Genomic DNA, 21953 nt, shown 5'->3' with positions numbered 1-21953 from the left:
CGCAGCCGAAGGCGCAGGTGCTCCAGTGAGCCGCACGGCCGTTCCGAAGGCGAATAGCACCGCAGCCGAAGGCGAAGGTACTCCAGTGACGATCCAGACAGCCGCCGAGCTCGGCCTGCAGAGCTGCCACCACTGCGGCACCGTCTGGCGCGACGCCGTCGAGGGCGAGCCCTGCGGGCGCTGCGCCACGCACCTGCACCGGCGCAAACCCCAAAGCCTCCAGCGCACCTGGGCCTTCCTGATCGCGGCCTGCATCATGTACGTGCCGGCCAACCTGCTGCCGGTGATGATCACCAAGAGCCTCCTGGGCACGCAGTACGACACCATCCTCTCCGGCGTGATCTACTTCTGGGTCTCGGGTGCTTACGGGCTGGCGGCGATCATCTTCATCGCCAGCTTCCTGGTGCCGCTGTTCAAGCTCACGGCGCTGATCCTGCTCGCCGTACTGGCCCAGCGACACAGCAGCTGGCGCCAGCCGGAGCGTGCCAGGCTCTACCAGGCGCTCGAGGTCATCGGCCGCTGGTCCATGCTCGACGTCTTCGTGGTGTCGCTGCTGGCCGGCCTGGTGCGCATCCAGGGCTTCGCAGAGATCTCGGCCGGTGTCGGCATCGGCGCCTTCGGCGCGGTGGTGGTGCTGACCATGATGGCCTCGCTGAGCTTCGATCCGCGCCTGACCTGGGACACCGAGGACATGATGGAAGACGAGGAGCCGCAACCCCGAATGGCTAGCAAGGAACAAGTGGTATGACCGACCCGCAGGACGAGACGAAGCCGCTGCCGAGGCCGGTCGTGGTGAGGCGCCGCAACTGGCTCCCCTCGCTGGTCTGGCTGATCCCCATCGTCGCTGCGCTGGTCGGCGTCGCGCTGGTGGCCCGTATCCTGATCGAACGCGGGCCCGAGGTGGTGCTGACCTTCGAGACTGCCGAGGGACTGGAGGCCGGCAAGACCGCTGTCCGCTACAAGAACGTGCAGATCGGCACCGTGCAGAACATCCGCCTGGCCAGGGACCGCTCGAATGTCCGCGTGACGGTCCAGCTGAACAAGGAGGCCAGGAGCTTCACGGCCGAGGACACGCGCTTCTGGGTGGTGCGCCCGCGTCTCGACACCACCGGCATCTCCGGCCTGGGCACCTTGCTTTCGGGCGCCTACATCGGGGCCGACGCAGGCGCTTCCGAGGAGACGGCGAGCGAATTCACCGGCCTGGAGGCCCCGCCCATTGTCACGCGCGATGCCTCGGGCAAGCAGTTCCTGCTGCGCGCGCGCGACGTCGGCTCGCTGGACATTGGCTCCCCGGTGTACTTCCGGCGCATCAAGGTCGGCCAGCTTGCCGCCTACGAGCTCGACGGCGATGGGCGTGGCGTCACGCTGCGCGTGTTCGTCAACGCGCCGTACGACAAGTTCGTGGGCATCAACACGCGCTTCTGGCATGCCAGCGGCCTCGACGTGCAGTTGAGCGCCAATGGAGTCAAGCTGCGCACGCAGTCGCTGGCCACCATCGTGCTCGGCGGCATTGCCTTCCAGGCGCCTGACGATGCGCAAGGCCCGGTCGCGCAGGAGAACACGACCTTCGCACTGGCCGAGGACGAGTCCACCGCCATGAAGGAGCCTGACGGGCCTTCGCAACTGTTGCTGATGCACTTCAACCAGTCGCTGCGCGGGCTCTCGCCCGGCACGGTGGTGGACTTCCGCGGCGTGGAGATCGGCGAGGTCAAGTCCATCGGCGTCGAGTTCGATCCGCAGGTGCGCGAGTTCAAGATGCCGGTGCTGGTCCAGGTCTACCCCGACCGCCTGCGTCGCCGCGGCAGCCTCGGGATGCAGGAGTCGCGCTACACGCAGGCCGAGCGCCTGAAGTTCCTGATCGACAAGGGCCTGCGTGCGCAACTGCGCACCGGCAACCTGCTGACCGGGCAGGTCTACGTGGCGCTCGACTTCTTCCCGAGAGCCTCGCCGGTGAAGGTCGACATCGACCAGAACCCGATCGAAATGCCCACGGTTGCCAACAGCCTCGACGAGATCCAGGCGCAGGTCGGCGACATCGCACGCAAGCTCAACAAGGTGCCCTTCGAGGAGATCGGCCGCGACCTTCGCAAGACGCTGGCCACGCTCGACAAGACCCTGGTCGGCGCCGAGCAGCTGGCCGCGAGCCTGAAGAACGACGTGAGTCCGGAGATGGCCGCCGCGATGAAGGATGTGCGCAAGACGCTCAACAGCGCGGAGAAGACATTGGCCGACGATTCGCCGCTGCAGCAGGACATGCGCCAGACGCTGCAGGAGGTGACGCGCGCTGCAGGCTCGCTGCGCGTGCTGACCGATTACCTCGAGCGCCATCCCGAGTCGCTGCTGCGCGGCAAGCCGGAGGACAGGAAGAAATGAACACGATCCGAGCACGAGGCCTCGCATGGGTCGCCGCCGCGCTGCTGTGCGCCTGTGCCAGCCCGGCGCCCCAGTACTACAGCCTGGCCGACGCGGATGCGCCGACCGCGCCGACCGCGTCCACCGGCGGCGCCGCGGGCTTCATCGAGCTGGCGCCCATCGCCATGCCCGAGCGTTTGGCGCGACCGCAGCTCGTGGTGCGGCAGAAGAGTGCGGGCGCGGGGCCGGAGGTCGATATCCTGGAGCAGCACCGCTGGTCCTCCTCGTTGGAGAACGAGTTGCGCGACGCACTGGCCAGCGGCATTGCGCAGCGCCTCGGCGCCGTCGATGCGACCAAGAGCGGGCGCCTGCGTGGCCAGCCCGTGACGCGCATCGCGGTGCAGCTGCGGCAGCTCGATGCGGTGGAGAGCAGCCGCGTCGACGCCGGCTTCAGCTGGACCGTTCGTCGCACGGAGGAGGGTCCCGCCGTCGCCTGCCAGCTCTTCGTCTCTGAACCGGTCGGCGGCGGCATCGAGGCACTGGCCCGCGGTACGCAGCGCGCGACGGCGCAGCTCGCCGACGCCATTGCACGCAGCGTGACCGCGATGCAGGCCAACGCAGCGAACGCCTGCCAGCGCTGATGAGAAGGCGCGGATGAACCCGGAAGGCTTCGCGCTGTTCGACACCGCCATCGGCGCCTGCGGCATCGCCTGGGGGCTGCGGGGCATCGTCGGCGTGCAGCTGCCCGAGGCCGGGGAGGGCGCCACGCGCTCGCGCATGCAGCAGCGCTTTGCGCAAGTCCCCGAAGCACTGCCCCCGGCCGCGGTCCAGGCCGCCTGCGATGCGATCCGTGCGTTGCTCGCAGGAGAGCCACGCGACCTGGCGGAGATCGTGCTGGACTATGAAGGCGTGCCGGACTTCCACCGCCGCGTCTATGACATCGCGCGCCGCATTGCGCCCGGCAGCACGCGCAGTTACGGCGAGATCGCCGCCGAGCTGGGCGACCGGCAGCTCTCACGCGCCGTGGGACAGGCCCTCGGCCACAACCCCTTCGCGCCGGTGGTGCCCTGCCACCGCGTACTGGCCGCAGGCGGCAAGCCCGGCGGCTTCTCGGCACATGGCGGCGCGGTGGCCAAGCTCAGGATGCTGATGATCGAAGGCGCGCGCCCGCCGAGCGATACGGCGCCCCTGTTCTGAGCCACAAGCACGCCGAGGTCGCATCAGCCGGCATGGTCGCCCGTCGCGGCCCGCTAGCACAGCAAGACCGTTTCTCGCACGCGCCAATTGCGGCCTTGGTCACAATCGGGCAATGACTTCCTCGCGCTTCTTCAAGATCGCGCTCGTGCTGGGCCTGCTGTCGGCCATCGGGCCCTTCGCCATCGACATGTACCTGCCGGCGCTGCCCGAGATCGGCGCCAGCCTGGGTGCCGGCATCGGACCGGTCCAGATGAGCCTCACGGCCTTCTTCATCTCGCTGGGCGTCGGCCAGCTGTTCTACGGCCCGGTGTCGGACATGGTGGGACGCAAGCCGCCGCTGTACTTCGGGCTGCTGTTGTTCGCGGCGGCGAGCGTCGGCTGTGCATTGGCCACCGACATCCAGACCCTGATCGCGCTGCGCTTCGCGCAAGGTCTGGGCGCCGCTGCCGGCATGGCGATTCCGCGCGCCGTGGTGCGCGACCTGCACACCGGCAACGATGCGGCCCGACTCATGTCGCTCCTGATGCTGGTCTTCAGCGTCTCGCCCATCCTGGCGCCGCTGGCCGGCAGCGCGGTGATTGCTTTCGCCGGCTGGCGCGGCGTGTTCTGGGCCGTGACGCTGGCCGCCGCTGCCGGCCTCGCGCTGATGGCCACGACCCTCAAGGAAACGCGGCCGGCCGAGGACTGCGTCGAAAGCAGCCTGGGCAGCGCGCTGCGTGCCTACGGGGTGCTCCTGCGCGATACGCACTACCTGGGGCTGGTCTTCATCAGCGCTTTCGCGATGGCGGGCTTCTTCACCTACCTGGCCAACTCCTCCTTCGTGATGATCGGCCACTACGGGCTTTCGCCGACGCTCTACAGCCTGGCCTTCGGCATCAACGCCGCGGCCTTCTTCGGCGCGGCCCAGCTCAACGGCCTGCTGTGCGAGCGCTTCGGCATCGTGCGCGTGGTCAAGGCGAGCGTGAGCGCCTGTGGCCTGGTGATGCTCGCGATGTTCGCCTACTACCTCTCCGGTGGCGACAGCCTGGCGGTGCTGATCGTGCTGTACTTCATCGCCAGTGGCTTCATGGGCCTGGTCATCCCGACCACTTCCGTGCTTGCGCTCGAGCAACACAGCGCCATTGCCGGCACTGCCTCGGCCTTGCTCGGCACGCTGCAGATGCTGACCGGCGCGGTGGCGATGGCGGTGATCGGCCTGTTCACCGACGGACGGCCGCTGCCGATGGTCACGGGCATGGCGGCCGGGGCGTTGATCGCCGTCGTCCTCAGCTGGTTCACGCTCGGAGGACGCCGGTCGGTGGCCTATGCGACCCGCTGAGCCGGCCGCCCTTGCAGAGGTGCCCGAGCTGGACGGCCTGCCGCAACCGCAGCGCCGCTGGGCGATGCTGGTCATCGTTCTCGGCATCACCGTCGCGGTGCTCGACGGCACCATCGTCAACCTCGCGCTGCCGGGCATCGCACGCGAGCTCCAGGCCGATCCGGCGCATGCGATCTGGGTGGTGAATGCCTACCAGATCGCGGCGCTGATGATGCTGCTGCCGCTGGCCTCTCTCGGCGACCTGATGGGCTACCGGCGCGTGTATCTGTGCGGCATGGTGCTCTTCACGCTGGCTTCGCTGGGCGCCATGCTGGCCAACTCGCTGGGAACGCTGATCGCTGCGCGCGCCCTGCAGGGGCTCGGCGCAGCCGGGCTGATGAGCGTCAACTCCGCGCTGGTGCGGGTGGTCTATCCGCGCGCGCAGCTGGGCCGCGGCATAGCGCTCAACTCGGTGGCGGTGGCGAGTGCCTCGGTGGCGGGCCCCTCGGTGGCGGCGGCGATCCTCTCGGTGGCTTCGTGGCCGTGGCTGTTCGCGTTCAACGTGCCCCTGGGCTTGCTGGTGCTGGCGCTGGGCTCGCGCGCGCTGCCGGGGCGACGCGCGGCCGCGATGGAGGTCGGCGAGCGCTTCTCCTGGCTCGACGTGCTGCTCAACGTGCTGATGTTCGCGCTCATCTTCGTCGGTGCCGACCGGTTGGGCGTGCGCAGCGGGTCCGAGCAGGGCGCTGCGCCCATCGCGTGGGCGCTGCTCCTGGCAGGGGCGGCCGTGGGCTTCGTCTACCTGCGACGGCAGCGCGCGCTGGCCATGCCGCTGTTCCCGGTGGACCTGCTGCGCATTCCCGTCTTCGCGCTGTCGATGGGCACCTCGGTGTGCGCCTTCTGCGCGCAGATGCTGTCCTTCATCGCGCTGCCATTCCTGCTGCTCGAAACCTATGGGCGCACACATGTGGAAGCGGGCCTGCTGATCACCGCGTGGCCCCTGGCCATCGTGGTGATGGCGCCGATCGCGGGGCGACTGATCGGCCGCTACCCCGACGGCTGGCTCGGCGGCGTCGGCCTGGGCCTGCTGGCGCTCGGCCTGGTGTTGCTGGCCACGCTGCCGGCGCAGCCGGGCAATGCCGACATCGTCTGGCGCATGGTGCTGTGCGGGCTGGGCTTCGGCCTGTTCCAGTCGCCGAACAACCACACCATCGTGACTTCGCCGCCTGCGCACCGCAGCGGCGCCGCCAGCGGCATGCTGGGCACCGCGCGGCTCACTGGGCAGACCTTGGGCGCGGTGCTGCTGGCCGGGATCTTCAGCATCTGGCCTCCGCACGCGGGCCGCGGACCCTTCATCGCGCTCGGGCTGGCCGCCGCCTGCGCGGCCGTGGCCGCGGTGTGCAGCACGTTGCGCACGCGCGAGCCGCGCAGCCGCGCCTGAGTTGCACGATGGGCTTGGACGCGGAGCGACCGGCGCCCATACTCTGATCGATGAGTGGCATGGCGCTCCGAAGCCGGAGGTTTATCCAATGAGTCAGATCGGCAAGCCCCCGGGCGACAACGCGGTGATCCGGCATGGCTGCGAAGCGACGCCATGCCCGCCGCGCTCGAAGCCCTGGGTGCTGGCCGCGGCCATCATCGGCTCGAGCATGGCCTTCATCGACGGCACGGTGGTCAACGTGGCGCTGCCCGCAATCCAGCGCGAGCTGAACGCCACGGCCTTCCAGGCGCAATGGGTGGTGGAGTCGTATGCGCTCTTCCTGGCTGCGCTGCTGCTGGTCGGCGGCGCACTGGGCGACCTCTTCGGGCGGCGGCGAATCTTCGCGTTGGGCGTCGTGCTCTTCGCGCTGGCCTCGGTGGGCTGTGCGCTGTCGGGCACGGTGCAGCAGTTGATCCTGGCGCGCGCGGTGCAGGGCATCGGCGGCGCCTTGCTGGTGCCCGGCAGCCTCGCGTTGATCAGCGCCAATTTCGCGGAGAAGGAGCGAGGCCGTGCCATCGGCACCTGGTCCGGCGCGAGCGGCATCACCGCGGCCGTCGGGCCGGTGCTCGGCGGCTTCCTGGTCGATCACTACGCGTGGACCTGGGCCTTCCTGATCAACGTGCCGATGGCGCTCGCGGTGCTGTGGATCGCGTGGCGCCATGTGCCGGAAAGCCGCGGTAGTTCTGCCGGCAGCGGCCTGGACGCGTGGGGCGCCGCGCTCGCGACTGCGGCGCTGGGCGGCATTGTCTATGCCTTCATCGAGGCGCCCACGCAAGGCTGGCGCTCGGCGGCCGTGATGGCAGCGCTGGCCATCGGCATGGCGAGCAGCGTCGCCTTCGTGCTGGTCGAGCGGCGTGTCGAATCGCCGATGCTGCCCTTGCAGCTCTTGCGCATCGGCAATTTCGCCGGTGCCAACCTGCTGACGCTGCTCTTGTATGCGGCGCTGGGCGGGGGCCTGTATTTCTTTCCTCTCAACCTCATCCAGGTGCAGGGCTACTCGGCCACCGTCGCGGGTGCCGCGCTGCTGCCGTTCATCCTGATCATGTTCGCGCTCTCGGGCTGGGCGGGGCAGCTTGTGGATCGCTTCGGGCCACGGCTGCCGCTGGTGGTGGGACCGAGCATCGCGGCCGCGGGCTTTGCGCTGTTGGCAGTGCCTGGCGTTGGCGCGAACTACTGGACGGCGTTCTTGCCGGCGGTGGTGGTGCTGGGGTTGGGCATGGCAGTCACGGTGGCGCCCTTGACGACGACAGTGATGAATGCGGTCGGGCCGGACGCGGCGGGGATCGCATCGGGTGTGAACAACGCGGTGTCGAGAGCGGCGGCGGTGCTGGCGATCGCTGTGTTCGGCGTGGTGATGGCGTGGGTCTTCGATGCGGTGCTGGCGGAGGGGTTGCGAGAGGCGGGGGCCTCGGCGCAGGCCAGTGCGTTCATCGAAGGGCAGCGCAGCAAGCTGGCGGGGGCCGAGATGCCGCCGGGGATTGATGCGGCGTCTGCTGCGGCACTCAAACGCGCGGTGGACGCGTCTTTTGTGGCGGGGTTTCGGTGGGTGATGCTGATCTGCGCGGCGCTGGCACTGCTGAGTGCGCTGAGTGCCTGGGTGATGATCGGGCGTGGGCCGAGTGAGGCGAGGGTGGCGGTGCCGAAGCCGCGATAGCCGTTAGTGAGACAGCAAGCGCTAAGCGCGCCAGGATGCCTGCTCCAGAACCTTGAGCAGTCGACATGCCGAAGACTGAGTGCTTCGCGCAATGTCGAGTGCAAGCTGGACGGGAGACTCGACGAGGTCGATATCGCCGGCCTCGACGCTTTCGATGAAGCCGGCGTCGTGGCCGATTTCCTGATCGAGCTCGGCGGGCGTGAGCTGGACTGCCGTTCGAAGCATGCGCACGTACTGGGCCGGGGCGAGTGTCACGACGAAGTCCTTGCTGTCGGCTTCGTCGAGATCCAGCAATGCATAAATAGAAAAACCGAGCATGGAGCAATACAGGAATGCCCTGCGAACCTGCATTGCCGCGGCTGATTCAGGAGCGAGCGATTCAAGGTCTTCAGGCTCTTCGCCGGCGTGCAACGGAGCGTCATCCTGCTCGTTCGAGTCCAGACGAACCCAGGTACCTTGAATGCGTCTGTGCACGCTCATGTTTCCTCCGCTGTGTAGTGATTTGGTATTTGGGCTGAACCTGGCGCGCCAATTCCAGAGGTACTGGGGTGGTGCCGACAGGTGGGGCATTAGAAGGCCTTCAGTGGCCTGTCGTCAACCATGCTGGTTGGTCGGGGGGATGGGCTAACCAAGCGGCAGCACGATTTTTTCAGCAACGATACGGATGATGTCGCCGGATGGCCCGCCCTCAAACCGCCACGATCTGCGCACCAGCTGAAGGTTCAAGAACAATCAATGCGAGACGACCGTCATTGAGAGCGTCAACCCATTCACGTTTCCTCTCAGATTTCAACCAAGAGGGTGCATCCGGGAGACTGGTCGCCCAATCGAGCCAATGACTTAAATCATCTTCAGAAAAGTCCTTTGCAGTAGCCCTCAGTATCCGACTGACTACATTCTGCAAGCTGAAGTCTTCGACACGGAAGGCGACTACCTCGAACAATTCAAGCGAGCTTCGTTTTTCCCTCTCAAAAGTGAAGCCAAGTCGGCACACGGAATTTTCGCGATCAATATCAATGGAGACAATTTCTGCATCGTGGCCATGTACGGCCACGTAAGAAGGGGTATCGGCACTCATTGATCATCCTTACTTTGGTTGCCACGGACCCTGGATGGGAACAGGTCCACCGCGAGAGACGAACTCAGCAAAGCTCGTGACGCCAGGATTCGGCGTGGGGCCCAGGGCGTCGTACCGGGTGCTCTGATTGCCAATGTCGGCGCTGCTCTCCGAGGTGGCGTTGCCCCGGGCGTCCCGGGCGTAAATGGTGGTCACGCCGTTGAAGTCGCTAGCCTGGGTGACGGCGTCCAGGGCGTTGTAGGCGAGGGTGGAGGAAGTGTAGGCGCGTGTGCCGCATGCCACGCCTTGATGTCGACCACCCAGGCATCGATGGCTCTGTTGCAGGCGGTCTCCCAGTTGAGATGAGTGCCCCAGACGAGAACCGGTGGGTTCGGCCAAGTCGCGATCACAGGCGCAGTCACATTCCACCCCTGCACCGTGCCGAGCGCAGCATGAGTCAAACAACCTGTCGCAAGGAGCGCAATAGCGGCTATGAATTGCCCAACACGCCTCAATGGCAAGAGACTGTTCAGCCAGCCTCTTGCCACGCAGGCCACGAGCAAGCTTGCTGCTGTGCGAACTCGACCAAGATGTTTTTTTCGCCTACGGCGCCGCAGCGGTAGCTCATGACTTCCCCCCCGTTCTAGTGCGTTGCTATTTGTTGGCGCGGATCATAACCACGCGCCGCTGCACAACAGCGGGCTAGTGTCCAAACCAGGTACAACAACCCATTTGCCAATGCGGCACGCGCGCGGCACACCAAATGCGTTCGGCGCCCACCTACGACCTTCGCGTTAGCGCGCATGGCCGATAGGCAAGCCACACCCCCGCACCCACACTGCGCCTCGTGATCCCCCGTTCACCGACGTTGTCGGACGCAGGAGGAATGGCCATGATTTCAAGACGCTGCCTTGCGGCGAAGCGATTGCTCTTGCCCCTGGCAGTCACCCTGTGCCTCGCGGCCTGCAGCAAGGGCCCGCGTCCCGGCGAGGTGCTCGACGAAGCCAGGCAGGCCGGCCGCGACGTCGCCTCCTTCCCGCACGCGACGGAGGACTATTTCCACGACATGGACGGCGGCATCGCCCTCACGCCGGAGGAAGTGAAGGGCCGCAACATGTGGCTGGTCTGGAGCGGCGGCAACGATCGCTTCTGGACACAGATGACCGACTACACATTCGGTGCCTTCGACCTGCTGAAGATAGTGAGCACGCATCCGACGCTCGGCTATTCGCGCGCCACTCGCTGGAGCTATTTCGGCCTGGTGAACGAACCCTGCTTCGAAGCCGCGACCGGCCCCGACAAGTCTCGCCGCGGCCTCTGGCTCGACGTGCGCAGCAAGGACTGCGGCCCCGACCCGTTCGAGAACGAGAGCAAGTACCCGGGCGTCAAGATCGGCTCGCGCGGCCAGCCGCTGGGCGACGGCAGCACGCAGCCGGTGGGTTCGTTCTACGGCTGGGGCACGGGCATCGCGGGACTCCGGCTCTTTCCCAACCCAGCTTTCGATGCGAAGGCGGCGAAGGAATGGGACGCGGAGAAGTACTACACCGACCCCAACTACTACAACCGCAAAGACTTGGTGCGGCCGTACCGCGTTGGCATGTCCTGCGGCTTCTGCCACCTCGGCCCGAGCCCGGTGAAGCCCCCGGCCGATCCCAACAGCCCCAAGTTCGAGAACCTCAGCTCCTCCGTCGGCGCGCAGTACATGTGGGTGGACCGGCTCTTCATCTACAACGCCAACAAGCCCGAAGGCCGCACCAACTACATGTTCCAGCTGGCCCACACCTACCGGCCTGGCAGCATGGACACCTCGCTGGTCTCCACCGACAGCATCAACAACCCGCGCACGATGAATGCGGTGTACGAGTTTGGCGCCCGGCTGGGAATGGCCAAGCGCATCGGCCAGGAGAAGCTCGCCGGCGGCGAGCTCGACAACAAGCAGTTCAACGACTTCGTGAGCAGCGGGCCGTTGCTGGACTTCTTCACCAAGGACGAGGGCGGCGCCGCCGTGCGCACGCCGCATGTGCTGAAGGACGGCGCAGACTCGGTGGGCCTGCTGGGTGCGCTCAATCGGGTCCATCTCAACATCGGCCTGTTCAGCGAGGAATGGCTGCTGCACTTCAACCCCGTGGTGGGCGGCAAGACGATCACGCCGATCCCGATCGCGACGGCGCAGAAGAACTCCAGCTACTGGCAGGCGACCGAGGCCGGCACGCCCGACACGGCGCTGTTCTTCCTCAAGGCGGCGCAGCCCGACCGGCTCAAGGACGCGCCCGGCGGCGCGGCGCACCTGCAGGCAGGCGCGGACCTGCTCGAGCGCGGCAAGACCGCCTTCGCCGACACCTGTGCGCGCTGCCACTCCAGCAAGGCGCCGCCACCGCCGCCCGCGCTGGAGCTCACGGCCGCGAAGTGCGCGGGTGCCGGCTACCTCGACTGCTTCAAGCGCTACTGGAAGTGGACGCAGAGCGACGAGTACAAGACCGAGATGCGCAAGGTCGTGCAGGCGCCTGACTTCCTCCAGGGCAACTACCTGTCGACGGACGCGCGCATCCCATCGACGCTGCTGCGCACCAACATCTGCAGCCCGCTGGCGACCAATGCGCTGGCCGGCAACATCTGGAACGACTTCTCGTCGCAGACCTACAAGCAGTTGCCCTCCGTCGGCACGGTAACGCTGCGCGACCCCTTCAGCGGCGAGCCCCGGCCCTATGCGATGCCCGCGGGCGGGCGCGGCTACACGCGCGTGCCTTCGCTGATCAGCGTCTGGTCGACAGCACCGCTGCTGCTCAACAACACGGTCGGACCTTTCGACATCGATCCATCGGTCGATGCACGCCTGCGCAGCTTCGAGGCGTCGATCGAGCAGATGCTGTGGCCCGAGCGGCGCGAGCGCGACCCGGTGCTGGGCGACAAGGTCGAAGGGCTGATCGACCGCACCACCGAACGCAGCACCGTGACCGTGCCGACCGGCTTCGTGCCCGATGCACTTCGGCCGCTGCAGGGTACGTTGCACCGCTGGGCGCCGTGGCTGGCGGAGAAGGACGGCGACATCGTGCTCGGCCCGATTCCCAAGGGCACGCCGGTGGCGCTGCTGGCCAACCTCAAGCTGCGGGCCGAGGGCGACAGCCTGCACGAGAAGGCAACGCACGTGCACGACGTGGGCGAGCTGCTGATCGAGCTCAGGCGCGCGCTGAAGAGCGCGCCGGCCGATGCGAGCGACGAGCAGCTGCGTACGCATTTCTCCAAGCTGCGCGAGCCGATGATGCAGCTGAGCAAGTGCCCCGACTTCGTGGTCAATCGCGGCCATTACTTCGGCACCGCGCAGTTCAACCGGCAGGACGGATTGAGCGAGGACGAGAAGGCCTTCGGCCGCGAGCCCGAGTTGAGCGACGAGGACAAGCGCGCACTGATCGCTTTCCTCAAGACCTTCTGATCTCAGATGGCCGAACCCGAATGGGACTACGTGATCGTCGGCTCCGGCCCCGGCGGCGGCACGCTGGCCGCGCGGCTGGCGGAGGCGGGCATGCGGGTCTTCCTGATCGAGGCCGGTGGAGATCCGCGGGCCTCGGCGCCGCGCCTGCCGGAAGACTACGACGTCCCGGCCTTCCACGCCTTCGCCTGCGAGAACCCGGCCATCAGCTGGAACTTCCGCGTGCGCCACTATGCCGACGAGGCGCGGCAGGCCCGCGACTGGAAATACGAGGCAGGGCAGGGCGTGCTGTACCCGCGCGCGGCGGCGCTGGGCGGATGCAGCGCGCACAACGCGATGATCTTCATGCTGCCGCACGCGTCCGACTGGAACCACATCGCGCGGCTGACCGGCGACCGCTCGTGGCGCGCCTCGCGCATGGGCCGCTATGCGCGGCGCATCGAGAACTGCGGGCACCGGCCGGTGTGGAGGGCGCTGCGCCATGTGGGACTCGATCCGACCGGGCACGGCTGGGGCGGCTGGCTGCGCACGGAAAAGGCGATCCCGCTCACGGTGTTGGGCGACGACGGACTGATGCGCGTGTTGCGCGACACGGCCAGCGTCTTTGCCGGCAGCCTGCCCACGCCGGTGCGCAGCACGCTGCGCTGGCTGCGCGGCGGGCTGGGCGACCCCAACTCGCGGCGCCTGCGTCCCGGCAGTTTCGAGGGGCTGTGCTACACGCCGCTCGCCACCTCGGCGCACCGGCGCACGGGCATCCGCGAGCGGCTGCTGGAGGTGGCAAAGAAGCACCCCGGCCGGCTGCACATCGAGCTCGATGCCCTGGCCGCGCGCGTGCTCTTCGACGAGGCCGGCGCGGCTTGCGGTGTCGAGTACCTCAAGGGTGCGCAGCTGTACCGCGCCCATGCGTCGCCGAGCACGGCCGAGGGCCAGCGGCGCGAGGCGCGGGCGCGTCGCGAGGTGGTCCTCTGCGGCGGCGCCTTCAACACGCCGCAGCTGCTGATGCTCTCGGGCATTGGGCCGGAGGAGGAACTGCAGCGGCATGGCATCGCGTTGCGCGTGGCCTTGCCCGGTGTCGGCCGCAATCTGCAGGACCGCTACGAGATCGGCGTTACGCACCGCATGCGACGATCGTGGGAGGTGCTGGAAGGCGCGCGCTTCGACCGCAACGACACGCTGTGGCGGCGCTGGGACGAAGGGAGCGTCGGCATGTACGCCTCCAACGGCGCGGCCTTGGGTGTGGTGCAGCGCTCGAGCTTCGCGACGCGGCGGGGTGCCGAGCCTGATCTCTTCTGCATGGCGATCCTGGCGCGCTTCGAGGGCTACTTTCCCGGTTTCTCGAGGCTGATCCGGGAGCAGCCCGACCAGCTGACGTGGGCCGTGCTGAAGGCCCACACGCGCAACCGCGCGGGCACCGTGCGCCTGCGCTCGGCCGACCCGCGCGACATGCCGCTGGTGGACTTCCACTTCTTCGACGAGACCGACGATCCCGGCGCCGAGGACTTGAAGGCGGTGGTGCAGGCCATCCGCCTGGTGCGCCGGATGACGGCGCCGCTGCTCGCCAAGGGATGGATCGCCGAGGAGATCGCGCCCGGCCCGGCCGTGCAGAGCGATGAGTCGTTGGCCGGCTATGTGCGCGACACGGCCTGGGGCCACCATGCCTCCTGCTCTTGCGCGATCGGGCCGCGGGAGCAGGGCGGGGTGCTCGACGGCAACTTCGCGGTGCACGGCGTGCCGCGGCTGCGCGTGGTCGACGCCTCGGTGTTCCCGCGCATCCCAGGATTCTTCGTCGCTTCGGCGGTCTACATGGCCGCGGAGAAAGCGGCCGATGCGGTGCTGCGCACGGCCGGGCACACACCACTTTCGGCAAATTGACGGCCCGCGACCCTGGCCGGACACTCGGACGACGGGGTCTTCACTCGAGGAGATGGCGCATGGCTTACGACGTACAGCAACTGCTCGACATGACGCAGCAGCAGCTCGACGAGCTCTTCACCGCCAGCCCGGCGGGCGATATTCCGTCCGGCGAGGCGGAGGGCACGGCGATCATCGCGCCCGGCACGCGCTACACGGAGTCGATCGCGAAGATGATCAATTTCTTCGGCTGGCAGGGCAAGGTCTTCGATCCCGCCAACGGCGTGCTCAAGAACAAGGTCAGCCTCTTCGGCATCCAGGCCATCGTGGCCAAGGTCTACAAGGGCGACAGCTGGCTGGACCAGAAGGAGTGCATCGTGCTCGACTATTCCAAAACCTCCGTGGTGGCCCACTGGATCCGGGACGAGATCCGGCTGGTGTCGCCGGCCTTCTACCTGGGCAAGGTGTACTGGGGCAAGGAGCGGCTGATCGACTTCTGCCTCAAGTTCTAGTGCGGCCTGCCCATAGAACGTCATGCAGTGACTCCGCAATCGCACTTCGTGGTGGTCGCCGCCATCGCCCCCGGACGCGAAGCAGGGCTGCGCAAGCTGCTGGCCACCATGACGCTCGCGCCGGGCACGGCCGACCCGGCCAATGCGGTGCTGCCCTTCGGTGCCTTCGAGCGATTGCACTTCGCGCGCTTCGCCATACTGGGCGACGCGACGATGGCCGACTTCGAAGTCTTCGGACTGCCGCGGCCCAAGCTGCCGACGTACCTGCTCTTCATGGGCGACTGCGACGGCCCGGCCGAAGTGCAGCTGGCCGAGATGGTGCAGCAAGCGGGCGAGGGCCTGCGCCGCATCTTCTCGCACTGCCGCAGCCTCGACTTGCGCGACGACCTGCTCGACTGGCTGATCGAGCATGACCGGCCCGTTGCTGCACCGTACGTGAATCGCATCGGCCGAACCGTCCTGCAGATCCGCGAAGAGAGCGCGCTGCAGCGGGCACTGGCGGCGCGGGTGCCGCGCAGCGTGCGCGATGCGGCGGTCGATCCGCAGACGCTGCGGCGCGACCTGGTGAACTTCGTGCGCGCCCAGCAGGCGACCGGCCGCTTGGTGCTGACGCCGCCGGCGCCGACGCCGCTCGGCTGGTGGGTGCGCAACGCCCTGCACGCGATCGGCCTTCCATTGGCTGCAGTGCTGTTGTCGCCGTTGTTGCTGATCGCGTTGCCGTTTCTTCTCGTGCTGCTGCGCCGGCACGAGCGCGCCGACCCGGAATACTGCCCACGTCCGCGCGCGGCCGCCGTGGGCGAGATGCAGGAGCTGGAGGACCACGGCCCGAGCAACAGCTTTACCGCTCTGGGCGCGCTCAAGCCGGGCTGGTTCCGGCGCGTGCTAGTGCAGGTGCTGCTGCTCGCGATCGCCTGGGCCTGCCGCCATGTCTTCGGGCGAGGGCACCTCGGGCGCGTTCGCACCATCCATTTCGCGCACTGGGTCTTCATCGACAACAAGATCCGCGTGCTGTTCACCAGCAACTACGACGGCAGCCACGAGGCCTACATGGACGACTTCATCAACAAGGTCGCGTGGGGCCTTAACCTGGTCTTCAGCAACGGCTTCGGCTGGCCCCGCACTGCGTGGCTGATCCGGCAGGGTGCGCGCCGCGAGCTGCCCTTCAAGTACTACCAGCGGGGCCATCAGTTGCCGACCGAGGTCTGGTACAAGGCCTACCCCGGCCTCACGCTCAGCGACCTGGAGCGCAACCGGCGCATCCGCGAAGGCTTCGAGCGCGTAGACATGAGCGATACGGAAGCGCTCGCGTGGCTGAGGTTGCTATGAGCAGTGCCATGAGCCGCACGGCCGCCCCGAAGGCGAACAGCACCGCAGCCGAAGGCGAAGGTGCTCCAGTGACCCAGGTCGACTTCGAAGACATTCAGGGCCTGGTGCGCTACGGCTACAAGCACATGACGCAGGCTTGCTTCCTGCTGCTGCGCGTCCGCGATGCCGGCGCGGCGCGCGCCTGGCTCGCGCGTGCGCCCGTCACGCCGGCTATCGAGCGCCAACCACCGCCGCCCACGGCGCTGCAGATCGCCATCAGCGCGCCCGGCCTGCACAAGCTGGGCGTGGCACGCGACATCGTCGAAGGCTTCTCGGCGGAGTTCCTGGCGGGCATGAGCAGCGATGCCAGCCGGGCACGGCGGCTGGGCGACCTCGGGGCGAACGATCCGGCCGGATGGCAATGGGGCGGCGCGCCGCACGAGGTGCCGCATGTGCTCGTCATGCTCTATGCAATGCCAGGCCGGCTCGACGCATGGCTCGCGACCGTGCGTGGCGATTGCGAAGCCGGCTTCGAGGAGACGGCTTGCCTCTTCACCGCCCGGCTGCGCGAGACCGAGCCCTTCGGCTTTGTCGACGGCATCTCGCAGCCGCGCGTCGACTGGGAGCGCAAGCGCCCGGCGCGCGACGAGGAGCAGTTCGGCTTCACCAACCGGTCGTGCATCGGCGAGTACCTGCTGGGCTATCCCAACGAGTACGGCGCGTACACCGATCGCCCCTTGCTCGCGCCGCATCGAGACCCCGGCACGGTGCTCCCCCGCGCCGAGGATGCGCCGGGGGTGGCCGACCTCGGGCGCAACGGCAGCTACCTCGTGATGCGCCAGTTGCGCCAGGACGTGGACGGGTTCTGGCGGTTCCTCGATCGGGAGGCCGGCGGCGACCTGGTCCTGCGCCGGCGGCTGGCCGAGGCCATGGTCGGCCGCAAGATGGATGGCGGCGAGGCGCTCGTGGGGCCCGGCCGCGAGCACATCGACGGCATCGACGATGACGCCCAGCTGCGCAACGGCTTCACTTATCGCAGCGATCCCGACGGCCTGCGTTGTCCACTTGGTGCGCACATCCGCCGCGCCAATCCACGCAACGCCGACCTGACGCCGGGCTGGGCGAATCCGTTGTCGCGCCTGTGGCGACGGCTCGGCTTCGGCGCGAACCCGCTGCGGCCTGACCTGATCGCGTCCACCCGCTTCCACCGCCTGCTGCGCCGCGGGCGCGAGTACGGGGGAGCGCCTGGCGAGGAGACAGGGCTGCACTTCATCTGCCTCGGCGCCAACATCGCGCGGCAGTTCGAGTTCGTCCAGAACGCATGGATGGCGGGGACGCGCTTCAATGGCCTCTCGGGCGAATCCGATCCGCTGCTGGGGCATCGGCTGCCGGACAACGATGGAAACCCGACGGACAGCTTCTCTATGCCGGTGGGCACGGGGCCGGATCGCCAGTGCTCGGGGCTGCCGCAGTTCGTGACCGTGCAGGGGGGGGCGTACTTCTTTCTGCCGGGAATTCGTGCGTTGCGTTACCTGTCGAAGGGGCATTCGGTGTGAGCGCCGCGTGGTCTTCTGGTGTCTTGCTGGCTCGCGTGCTGGGGGAGGGGTGGGGTGGGGGCGCCGGACCTTCGATTTGTACGTTGATTCTGAGTCGTTCGTTGCGCTTGATCAGAGGCTGGAGCCGGGGGTTCGTCCCGGCGGCCGAGTCACTTTCTTTTGCTTCGCCAAAAGAAAGTAACCAAAGAAAAGGCGACCCCACTGCGCGTGACCCTCCGCTTCGCTACGGGCAACCTGCGGTGCTCGCTTTTCGCGGGGTCCGCGCAAACTCGCTGCGCTCAAACACGCGCGGCCCTGATCCGCGAAAAGCTGCGCTCCTCGGCACGCGCAGAGGGGATGGGGAACCGCTCGGGCCATCGCTTCGCTCGGCCAACAACGGCCTCGCTGCGCGAGACCTTGAACAGGTGCGTGCGTATGCGTGCGAACGAGTGCACGCGCATGTGCATGGCTACGAGCACGAGCACGAGCACGAGCACGAGCATGTGCATGTGCATGTGCATGTGCATGCGAGTGTCTGTGAGCTTGAGCTTGAGCTTGAGCGCATGAGTGTGCGTGTGCGCGAGTGTCTGTGTGGGCGAAGACACGAGGTTCATGTCAATCTGCATTCCACACAGGGACGCGCCATGGCGCGTTGGAGTTCAAGTCCCCTCTGGCCGCGCCGAGGAGCGCAGCTTTTCGCGGAAAAAGGGCCGCGCGTGTTTGAGCCGCAGGCGAGTTTGCGCGGACCCCGCGAAAAGCGAGCACCGCAGGTTGCCCGTAGCGAAGCGGAGGGTCGCGGCCAGTGGGGTCGCCTTTTCTTTGGTTACTTTCTTTTGGCGAAGCAAAAGAAAGTGACTCGGCCGCCGGGACGACGCCCCGGCTCCAGCCTCAACACAAGCACACGATACCCATCGGCAGCCCGGTGTCCTCACCCTAACCCCAACCCTCCCCCAACGTAAGAGGGAGCAAGACCATGCCCAACTCGAACGCGAGCCGCCCCGCGCCGCGCGCCAACACCGGCTCGACGTTGAAAGACTTCGTCAGCGACTCCGGCATGGCGCTCCTGCGCCTGGAGCGCCGCTTCGATCCCTTCCTGCGCCCGGCTTTCGACGCGCTGCTGCGCGACCCGCTGGCGCGCCTGACGACGGCGCTGATCAACAGCCGCCGCCCGAACGAAGGCCTGGGAATCGCCCAGGAACAACTGTTGCCCAGTGAGGAGCAGTTCGTCGACTCGATCGTGCGCAGCTTCACGCAGCAGATGCGCGACCTGTGGAAGCCCGGAGGCTTCGAGCGCGGCGGCAACACCAAGACCCAGGGCATCGTGCGCGGCGAGTTCATCGTGCATGACGACATTCCCGCGGAGATGAAGCGGGGCATCTACGCAAAGCCGCAGCGCTTCCGAGCCTGGGTGCGCTTCTCGGGTCCCGGCCCCTACATCACGCCCGACATCGACGACGTGGGCTTCATGAGCATCAGCATCAAGCTCATGGGCGTGCCAGGCACGAAGCTGATGGAGGAGGAGCAGCACACACTGGACATGTTCGGCGTCTCCACGCCCACCTTCGTCACGCCCGATGTCAAGGCCAACGCAGCGCTGCAGATCGAGAGCGTGAAGAACGCGCAGATCTTCTACTTCGTCAACCTGCGCGAGTCGCATGTGCTGGACCTGGTGATGCAGTCGCTCTTCATCAAGACGCAGTCCAGTCCACTTGAAGCGCCGTACTTCAGCTGCGTGCCGTACCTGCTGGGCGAAGGACAGGCGATGCAGTACTCGGTATGGCCCAAGTCCACAAAGCGCACGCCGATCCCGCGCCTGCCGCTGCGTCCACCGGACGACTACCTGCGCCAGGCCATGGCCGCGACCCTGAGCAGGGAAGAGGTGGCGTTCGACATCCGCCTGCAGATGCAGACCGACCCGCACCGCATGCCCATCGAGAACGCGGGCGTGCTGTGGCCCGAGAAGCTGTCGCCGCGCATCAGCGTGGCGACACTGCGCATCCCGAAGCAGCGCTTCGATTCACCCGCTCAGATGGAATTTGCCAAGAAGCTCTCGTACAACCCCTGGCACACGATTGCCGAGCACCGGCCGCTAGGCAACCAGAGCCGGGCGCGCCGACGGATGTACTGGGAACTATCGAAGCTGCGGCATGACATGAATGCGGTGCCGCGCTACGAGCCGACAGGGGACGAAGTGTTCGAGTAGGCGGCCTCGGCACGTGCCGAGGCCTTACGCTGCCGATCGCGGGAAGTCGGCGCCAGGCTGGCCCGCGCGCCAGGGCGGGTACTTTTGCATCGCTTGCAAGAAGATCGGCGCTTCGAGCCGTGCCCCCAGCCAGGCCTGGAGTCGCGGCCAGGGACGCGATGCGAACCAGGCCGCATCGACTTGCGCGAACTGCCGCACGAACGGGGCGATCGCGATGTCGGCAAGCGCGACCTGTTCGCCGCACAGTCCGCGACTCGCCTGCAACCGCGCCTCGAGCTGCGCCAGGAAGAGGGCGCCTTGCGCCTGATGCGCACTTGCGTCGTGCGGCGGATGCCGCTCGGGATACTTGTAGCCGTCGAGATGCCGCTTGAACTCGCCATCGCATTCGGCCACCAGCGAGAGCATCTCGTCCAGCGTTGCGTGGCCAGCCTGCAGCCAGCCCTCGGGGTCGTTGTGCCGCAAGGCCCACAGCATGATGTCGATGCTCTGCTCGATGACCGTGCCGTCGGCCTCGACCAGCACGGGCACCGTGCCCTTGGCCGATGCGGCCAGCAGCTCGGCCGGCTTGTCGCGCAGCACGACCTCGCGCAGCTCGCAGCTCAGGCCGCTGACGAGGATCGCCATGCGTGCGCGCATCGCATAGGGACAGCGGCGAAAGGAGTAGAGCACCGGCCGTGCGCCGCCGGCGCCTTTCAGATCAGCCTGCGTATTGCCTTCTTGCGCCATACGAACCTGTAGTAGCTCGCCTGCAGCGTCAGCATCGCCGCAAAGGCCACCGGGTACGACACCCAGATGCCGTTGAGCCCCATGCGATGGCTCAGCCACCACGCCACCGGTACCTCGATCAGCGCGATGCAGAAGATCGAGATCGAGGTCGGCACCAGCACCGACCCGCTGGCGCGCATGATCCCCGACAAGGCGGCGCCCATGCCGAAGATGACCGTGCTCCACAGCATGATGTGCAGCAGCGTCTGCGCCACCTCGATCACGGGCTCGCTGGTGATGAAGAAGCCCATCAGCGGCCGCGAGAACAGATACCCCAGCAGTACCAGGCCGCCAGTCAGCACGACGTTCATCATCAGCGCGGTGCGGGCGATGGCTCCGAGCCGCTGCATCTGGCCGGCGCCGATGGCCTGGGCGCCGAGCACCGAGGCCGCGATGGCGATCGAGATGGCAGGGAACTGCACGTAGGCCACGACCTGGTTCACCGCACCGTAGGCCGCGGTGGCGCCCGAGCCGTAGGCGTTGACGAAGGAGAGCAGGGCGAGCTCGGCGAGCGACACCACGATCATCTGCACGCCCGTCGGCACGCCCACCTTCAGCACCGCCTTCAGCAGCGCCGGGCGCACGCGCAGGTGCCGCACGAATCCGGCGTCGGGCGCCAGCGGACTTTTCTTGCGCCGCAAGTGGAACGCGAGCCAGGTTGTCGCGACCACGAAGGAGATCACCGTGGCCCAGGCACCGCTCGCCACGCCCATCTGAGGCAGGCCGAACCAGCCGCGGATCAGCGCCGGCGTGATCACCAGGCCCAGCGTGGTGGAGATGACGAGTGTGTAGAGCGGAGCCATCGTGTCGCCCACGCCGCGCAGCATCGCGGTGGAGAGCAGGAACACGAACAGGCCCGGCATGGCGATCAGGATGATGCGTGCATAGCGAGTGGCGTCGGCCAGGATGTCGGGGGGCGTGCCGAGCGCCGCAAGCATCGGCCGTGTGAAGGCACCGCCGAAGACCGCCACGCACAGCCCGAACAGCACGCCCACCGTCAGCGTGGTACCGGCTACTGCGCGAGCCTTCTCGGGCTCGCGGGCACCCCAGGCCTGGCCAATCAGGACCGAGGCGCCGGCGCCCAGGCCGATGGTGAAGGCGATGAAGAAGAACATCATCGGGAAGAAGCTGGACACCGCCGCCAGCGCACCCACGCCGATCATCTGGCCCAGGTAGACGTTGTTGAGCGTGCCGGAGAGCGACTGAAGGATGTTGCTCAGGAGCATGGGCGCGAGAAAGACCAGGAAGGTCTTCCAAAGCGGGCGAGAGGCCATGGCCGCGGCGCGCGGATTGGTTTTCGCGGCGATCTGCGGCGGCACCG

At 67.5% G+C, this 21953-nt stretch carries 18 protein-coding genes; 13 read left to right on the top strand and 5 right to left on the bottom strand.

The window, feature by feature from the left end; translation table 11 throughout:
- Nucleotides 1-85: 85 nt before the first annotated feature.
- The 7 genes from G3W89_RS14550 to G3W89_RS14520 all read left to right on the top strand — a co-directional run bounded on the left by G3W89_RS14550 (nt 86) and on the right by G3W89_RS14520 (nt 7977).
- Complete coding sequence (locus G3W89_RS14550; protein WP_162574783.1) at nt 86-748, top strand: paraquat-inducible protein A; 663 nt, start codon at nt 86-88, stop codon at nt 746-748.
- Nucleotides 745-2373 (top strand): PqiB family protein, encoded by a 1629-nt coding sequence (locus tag G3W89_RS14545; protein WP_162574782.1) that lies wholly within the window; start codon nt 745-747, stop codon nt 2371-2373. The genes G3W89_RS14550 and G3W89_RS14545 overlap by 4 nt, the downstream gene beginning before the upstream one ends.
- Nucleotides 2370-2993, top strand: a complete 624-nt coding sequence (locus tag G3W89_RS14540) for a PqiC family protein (RefSeq protein ID WP_162574781.1) — start codon at nt 2370-2372, stop codon at nt 2991-2993. The genes G3W89_RS14545 and G3W89_RS14540 overlap by 4 nt, the downstream gene beginning before the upstream one ends.
- 13 nt (nt 2994-3006) lie before the next feature.
- Nucleotides 3007-3549, top strand: a complete 543-nt coding sequence (locus G3W89_RS14535; RefSeq protein WP_162574779.1) for a methylated-DNA--[protein]-cysteine S-methyltransferase — start codon at nt 3007-3009, stop codon at nt 3547-3549.
- Nucleotides 3550-3661: 112 nt separating this feature from the next.
- A complete protein-coding gene (locus G3W89_RS14530) occupies nt 3662-4867 on the top strand; it encodes a multidrug effflux MFS transporter (RefSeq protein WP_162574777.1) in 1206 nt (401 codons plus the stop codon).
- Nucleotides 4854-6284, top strand: coding sequence for an MFS transporter (locus G3W89_RS14525; protein ID WP_162574775.1), 1431 nt, complete (start codon nt 4854-4856; stop codon nt 6282-6284). The genes G3W89_RS14530 and G3W89_RS14525 overlap by 14 nt, the downstream gene beginning before the upstream one ends.
- A gap of 88 nt (nt 6285-6372) precedes the next feature.
- Nucleotides 6373-7977, top strand: a complete 1605-nt coding sequence (locus G3W89_RS14520) for an MFS transporter (RefSeq protein ID WP_162574773.1) — start codon at nt 6373-6375, stop codon at nt 7975-7977.
- A 21-nt stretch (nt 7978-7998) separates the two neighbouring features.
- Here the strand turns inward: G3W89_RS14520 and G3W89_RS14515 are convergent, their stop codons facing one another.
- Both G3W89_RS14515 and G3W89_RS14510 read right to left on the bottom strand, forming a co-directional pair.
- Nucleotides 7999-8457, bottom strand: a complete 459-nt coding sequence (locus G3W89_RS14515; protein WP_162574771.1) for a hypothetical protein — start codon at nt 8455-8457, stop codon at nt 7999-8001.
- 208 nt (nt 8458-8665) lie between these two features.
- Entirely contained in the window at nt 8666-9055 is a 390-nt protein-coding gene (locus G3W89_RS14510; protein ID WP_162574769.1) for a hypothetical protein, read from the bottom strand.
- A gap of 871 nt (nt 9056-9926) precedes the next feature.
- Between G3W89_RS14510 and G3W89_RS14505 the strand changes: the two genes are divergently transcribed.
- The 5 genes from G3W89_RS14505 to G3W89_RS14485 are packed head-to-tail and all read left to right on the top strand — an operon-like array spanning nt 9927 to nt 17685.
- A complete protein-coding gene (locus tag G3W89_RS14505) occupies nt 9927-12464 on the top strand; it encodes a hypothetical protein (RefSeq protein WP_197893562.1) in 2538 nt (845 codons plus the stop codon).
- A 6-nt stretch (nt 12465-12470) separates the two neighbouring features.
- Nucleotides 12471-14333 carry a GMC family oxidoreductase gene (locus tag G3W89_RS14500; RefSeq protein ID WP_162574766.1) on the top strand — a complete coding sequence of 621 codons (1863 nt, stop codon included), beginning with the start codon at nt 12471-12473 and terminating at the stop codon, nt 14331-14333.
- A 59-nt stretch (nt 14334-14392) separates the two neighbouring features.
- On the top strand, nt 14393-14824 hold the full coding sequence (locus G3W89_RS14495) for a hypothetical protein (RefSeq protein ID WP_162574764.1): 432 nt from the start codon (nt 14393-14395) through the stop codon (nt 14822-14824).
- Nucleotides 14825-14851: 27 nt separating this feature from the next.
- The gene (locus G3W89_RS14490) at nt 14852-16150 is read left to right on the top strand and encodes a hypothetical protein (protein WP_162574763.1); all 1299 of its coding nucleotides are present in this window, start codon (nt 14852-14854) and stop codon (nt 16148-16150) included.
- A gap of 8 nt (nt 16151-16158) precedes the next feature.
- Entirely contained in the window at nt 16159-17685 is a 1527-nt protein-coding gene (locus tag G3W89_RS14485) for a Dyp-type peroxidase (RefSeq protein WP_197893561.1), read from the top strand.
- Between the two features lie 278 nt (nt 17686-17963).
- On the opposite strand, the gene G3W89_RS14480 is transcribed toward G3W89_RS14485, so the two are convergent.
- A complete protein-coding gene (locus G3W89_RS14480; protein WP_162574761.1) occupies nt 17964-18278 on the bottom strand; it encodes a hypothetical protein in 315 nt (104 codons plus the stop codon).
- A gap of 359 nt (nt 18279-18637) precedes the next feature.
- Between G3W89_RS14480 and G3W89_RS14475 the strand changes: the two genes are divergently transcribed.
- Nucleotides 18638-19867 (top strand): hypothetical protein, encoded by a 1230-nt coding sequence (locus G3W89_RS14475; protein ID WP_197893560.1) that lies wholly within the window; start codon nt 18638-18640, stop codon nt 19865-19867.
- Nucleotides 19868-19891: 24 nt separating this feature from the next.
- Here G3W89_RS14475 and G3W89_RS14470 read toward each other — a convergent pair whose 3' ends face one another.
- Nucleotides 19892-20593, bottom strand: coding sequence for a glutathione S-transferase (locus G3W89_RS14470; RefSeq protein ID WP_162574759.1), 702 nt, complete (start codon nt 20591-20593; stop codon nt 19892-19894).
- Entirely contained in the window at nt 20560-21906 is a 1347-nt protein-coding gene (locus tag G3W89_RS14465) for an MATE family efflux transporter (RefSeq protein ID WP_162577485.1), read from the bottom strand. The genes G3W89_RS14470 and G3W89_RS14465 overlap by 34 nt, the downstream gene beginning before the upstream one ends.
- Between the last annotated feature and the right edge of the window lie 47 nt (nt 21907-21953).

This window comes from Variovorax sp. PBL-H6, assembly GCF_901827155.1.
Classification (GTDB): domain Bacteria; phylum Pseudomonadota; class Gammaproteobacteria; order Burkholderiales; family Burkholderiaceae_C; genus Variovorax.
The sequence above is the reverse complement of the archived record's forward strand: the minus strand, read 5'-3'. Positions and strand labels throughout refer to the sequence as shown.

What these genes read in the sequence shown, in the direction of transcription:
- G3W89_RS14545 (WP_162574782.1), top strand. Translation starts at nt 745, where the DNA reads ATGACCGACCCGCAGGACGAGACGAAGCCGCTGCCGAGGCCGGTCGTG.
- G3W89_RS14540 (WP_162574781.1), top strand. Translation starts at nt 2,370, where the DNA reads ATGAACACGATCCGAGCACGAGGCCTCGCATGGGTCGCCGCCGCGCTG.
- G3W89_RS14535 (WP_162574779.1), top strand. Translation starts at nt 3,007, where the DNA reads ATGAACCCGGAAGGCTTCGCGCTGTTCGACACCGCCATCGGCGCCTGC.
- G3W89_RS14530 (WP_162574777.1), top strand. Translation starts at nt 3,662, where the DNA reads ATGACTTCCTCGCGCTTCTTCAAGATCGCGCTCGTGCTGGGCCTGCTG.
- G3W89_RS14525 (WP_162574775.1), top strand. Translation starts at nt 4,854, where the DNA reads ATGCGACCCGCTGAGCCGGCCGCCCTTGCAGAGGTGCCCGAGCTGGAC.
- G3W89_RS14520 (WP_162574773.1), top strand. Translation starts at nt 6,373, where the DNA reads ATGAGTCAGATCGGCAAGCCCCCGGGCGACAACGCGGTGATCCGGCAT.
- G3W89_RS14515 (WP_162574771.1), bottom strand. Translation starts at nt 8,457, where the DNA reads ATGAGCGTGCACAGACGCATTCAAGGTACCTGGGTTCGTCTGGACTCG.
- G3W89_RS14510 (WP_162574769.1), bottom strand. Translation starts at nt 9,055, where the DNA reads ATGAGTGCCGATACCCCTTCTTACGTGGCCGTACATGGCCACGATGCA.
- G3W89_RS14505 (WP_197893562.1), top strand. Translation starts at nt 9,927, where the DNA reads ATGATTTCAAGACGCTGCCTTGCGGCGAAGCGATTGCTCTTGCCCCTG.
- G3W89_RS14500 (WP_162574766.1), top strand. Translation starts at nt 12,471, where the DNA reads ATGGCCGAACCCGAATGGGACTACGTGATCGTCGGCTCCGGCCCCGGC.
- G3W89_RS14495 (WP_162574764.1), top strand. Translation starts at nt 14,393, where the DNA reads ATGGCTTACGACGTACAGCAACTGCTCGACATGACGCAGCAGCAGCTC.
- G3W89_RS14485 (WP_197893561.1), top strand. Translation starts at nt 16,159, where the DNA reads ATGAGCCGCACGGCCGCCCCGAAGGCGAACAGCACCGCAGCCGAAGGC.
- G3W89_RS14480 (WP_162574761.1), bottom strand. Translation starts at nt 18,278, where the DNA reads ATGAACCTCGTGTCTTCGCCCACACAGACACTCGCGCACACGCACACT.
- G3W89_RS14475 (WP_197893560.1), top strand. Translation starts at nt 18,638, where the DNA reads ATGCCCAACTCGAACGCGAGCCGCCCCGCGCCGCGCGCCAACACCGGC.
- G3W89_RS14470 (WP_162574759.1), bottom strand. Translation starts at nt 20,593, where the DNA reads ATGGCGCAAGAAGGCAATACGCAGGCTGATCTGAAAGGCGCCGGCGGC.
- G3W89_RS14465 (WP_162577485.1), bottom strand. Translation starts at nt 21,906, where the DNA reads ATGGCCTCTCGCCCGCTTTGGAAGACCTTCCTGGTCTTTCTCGCGCCC.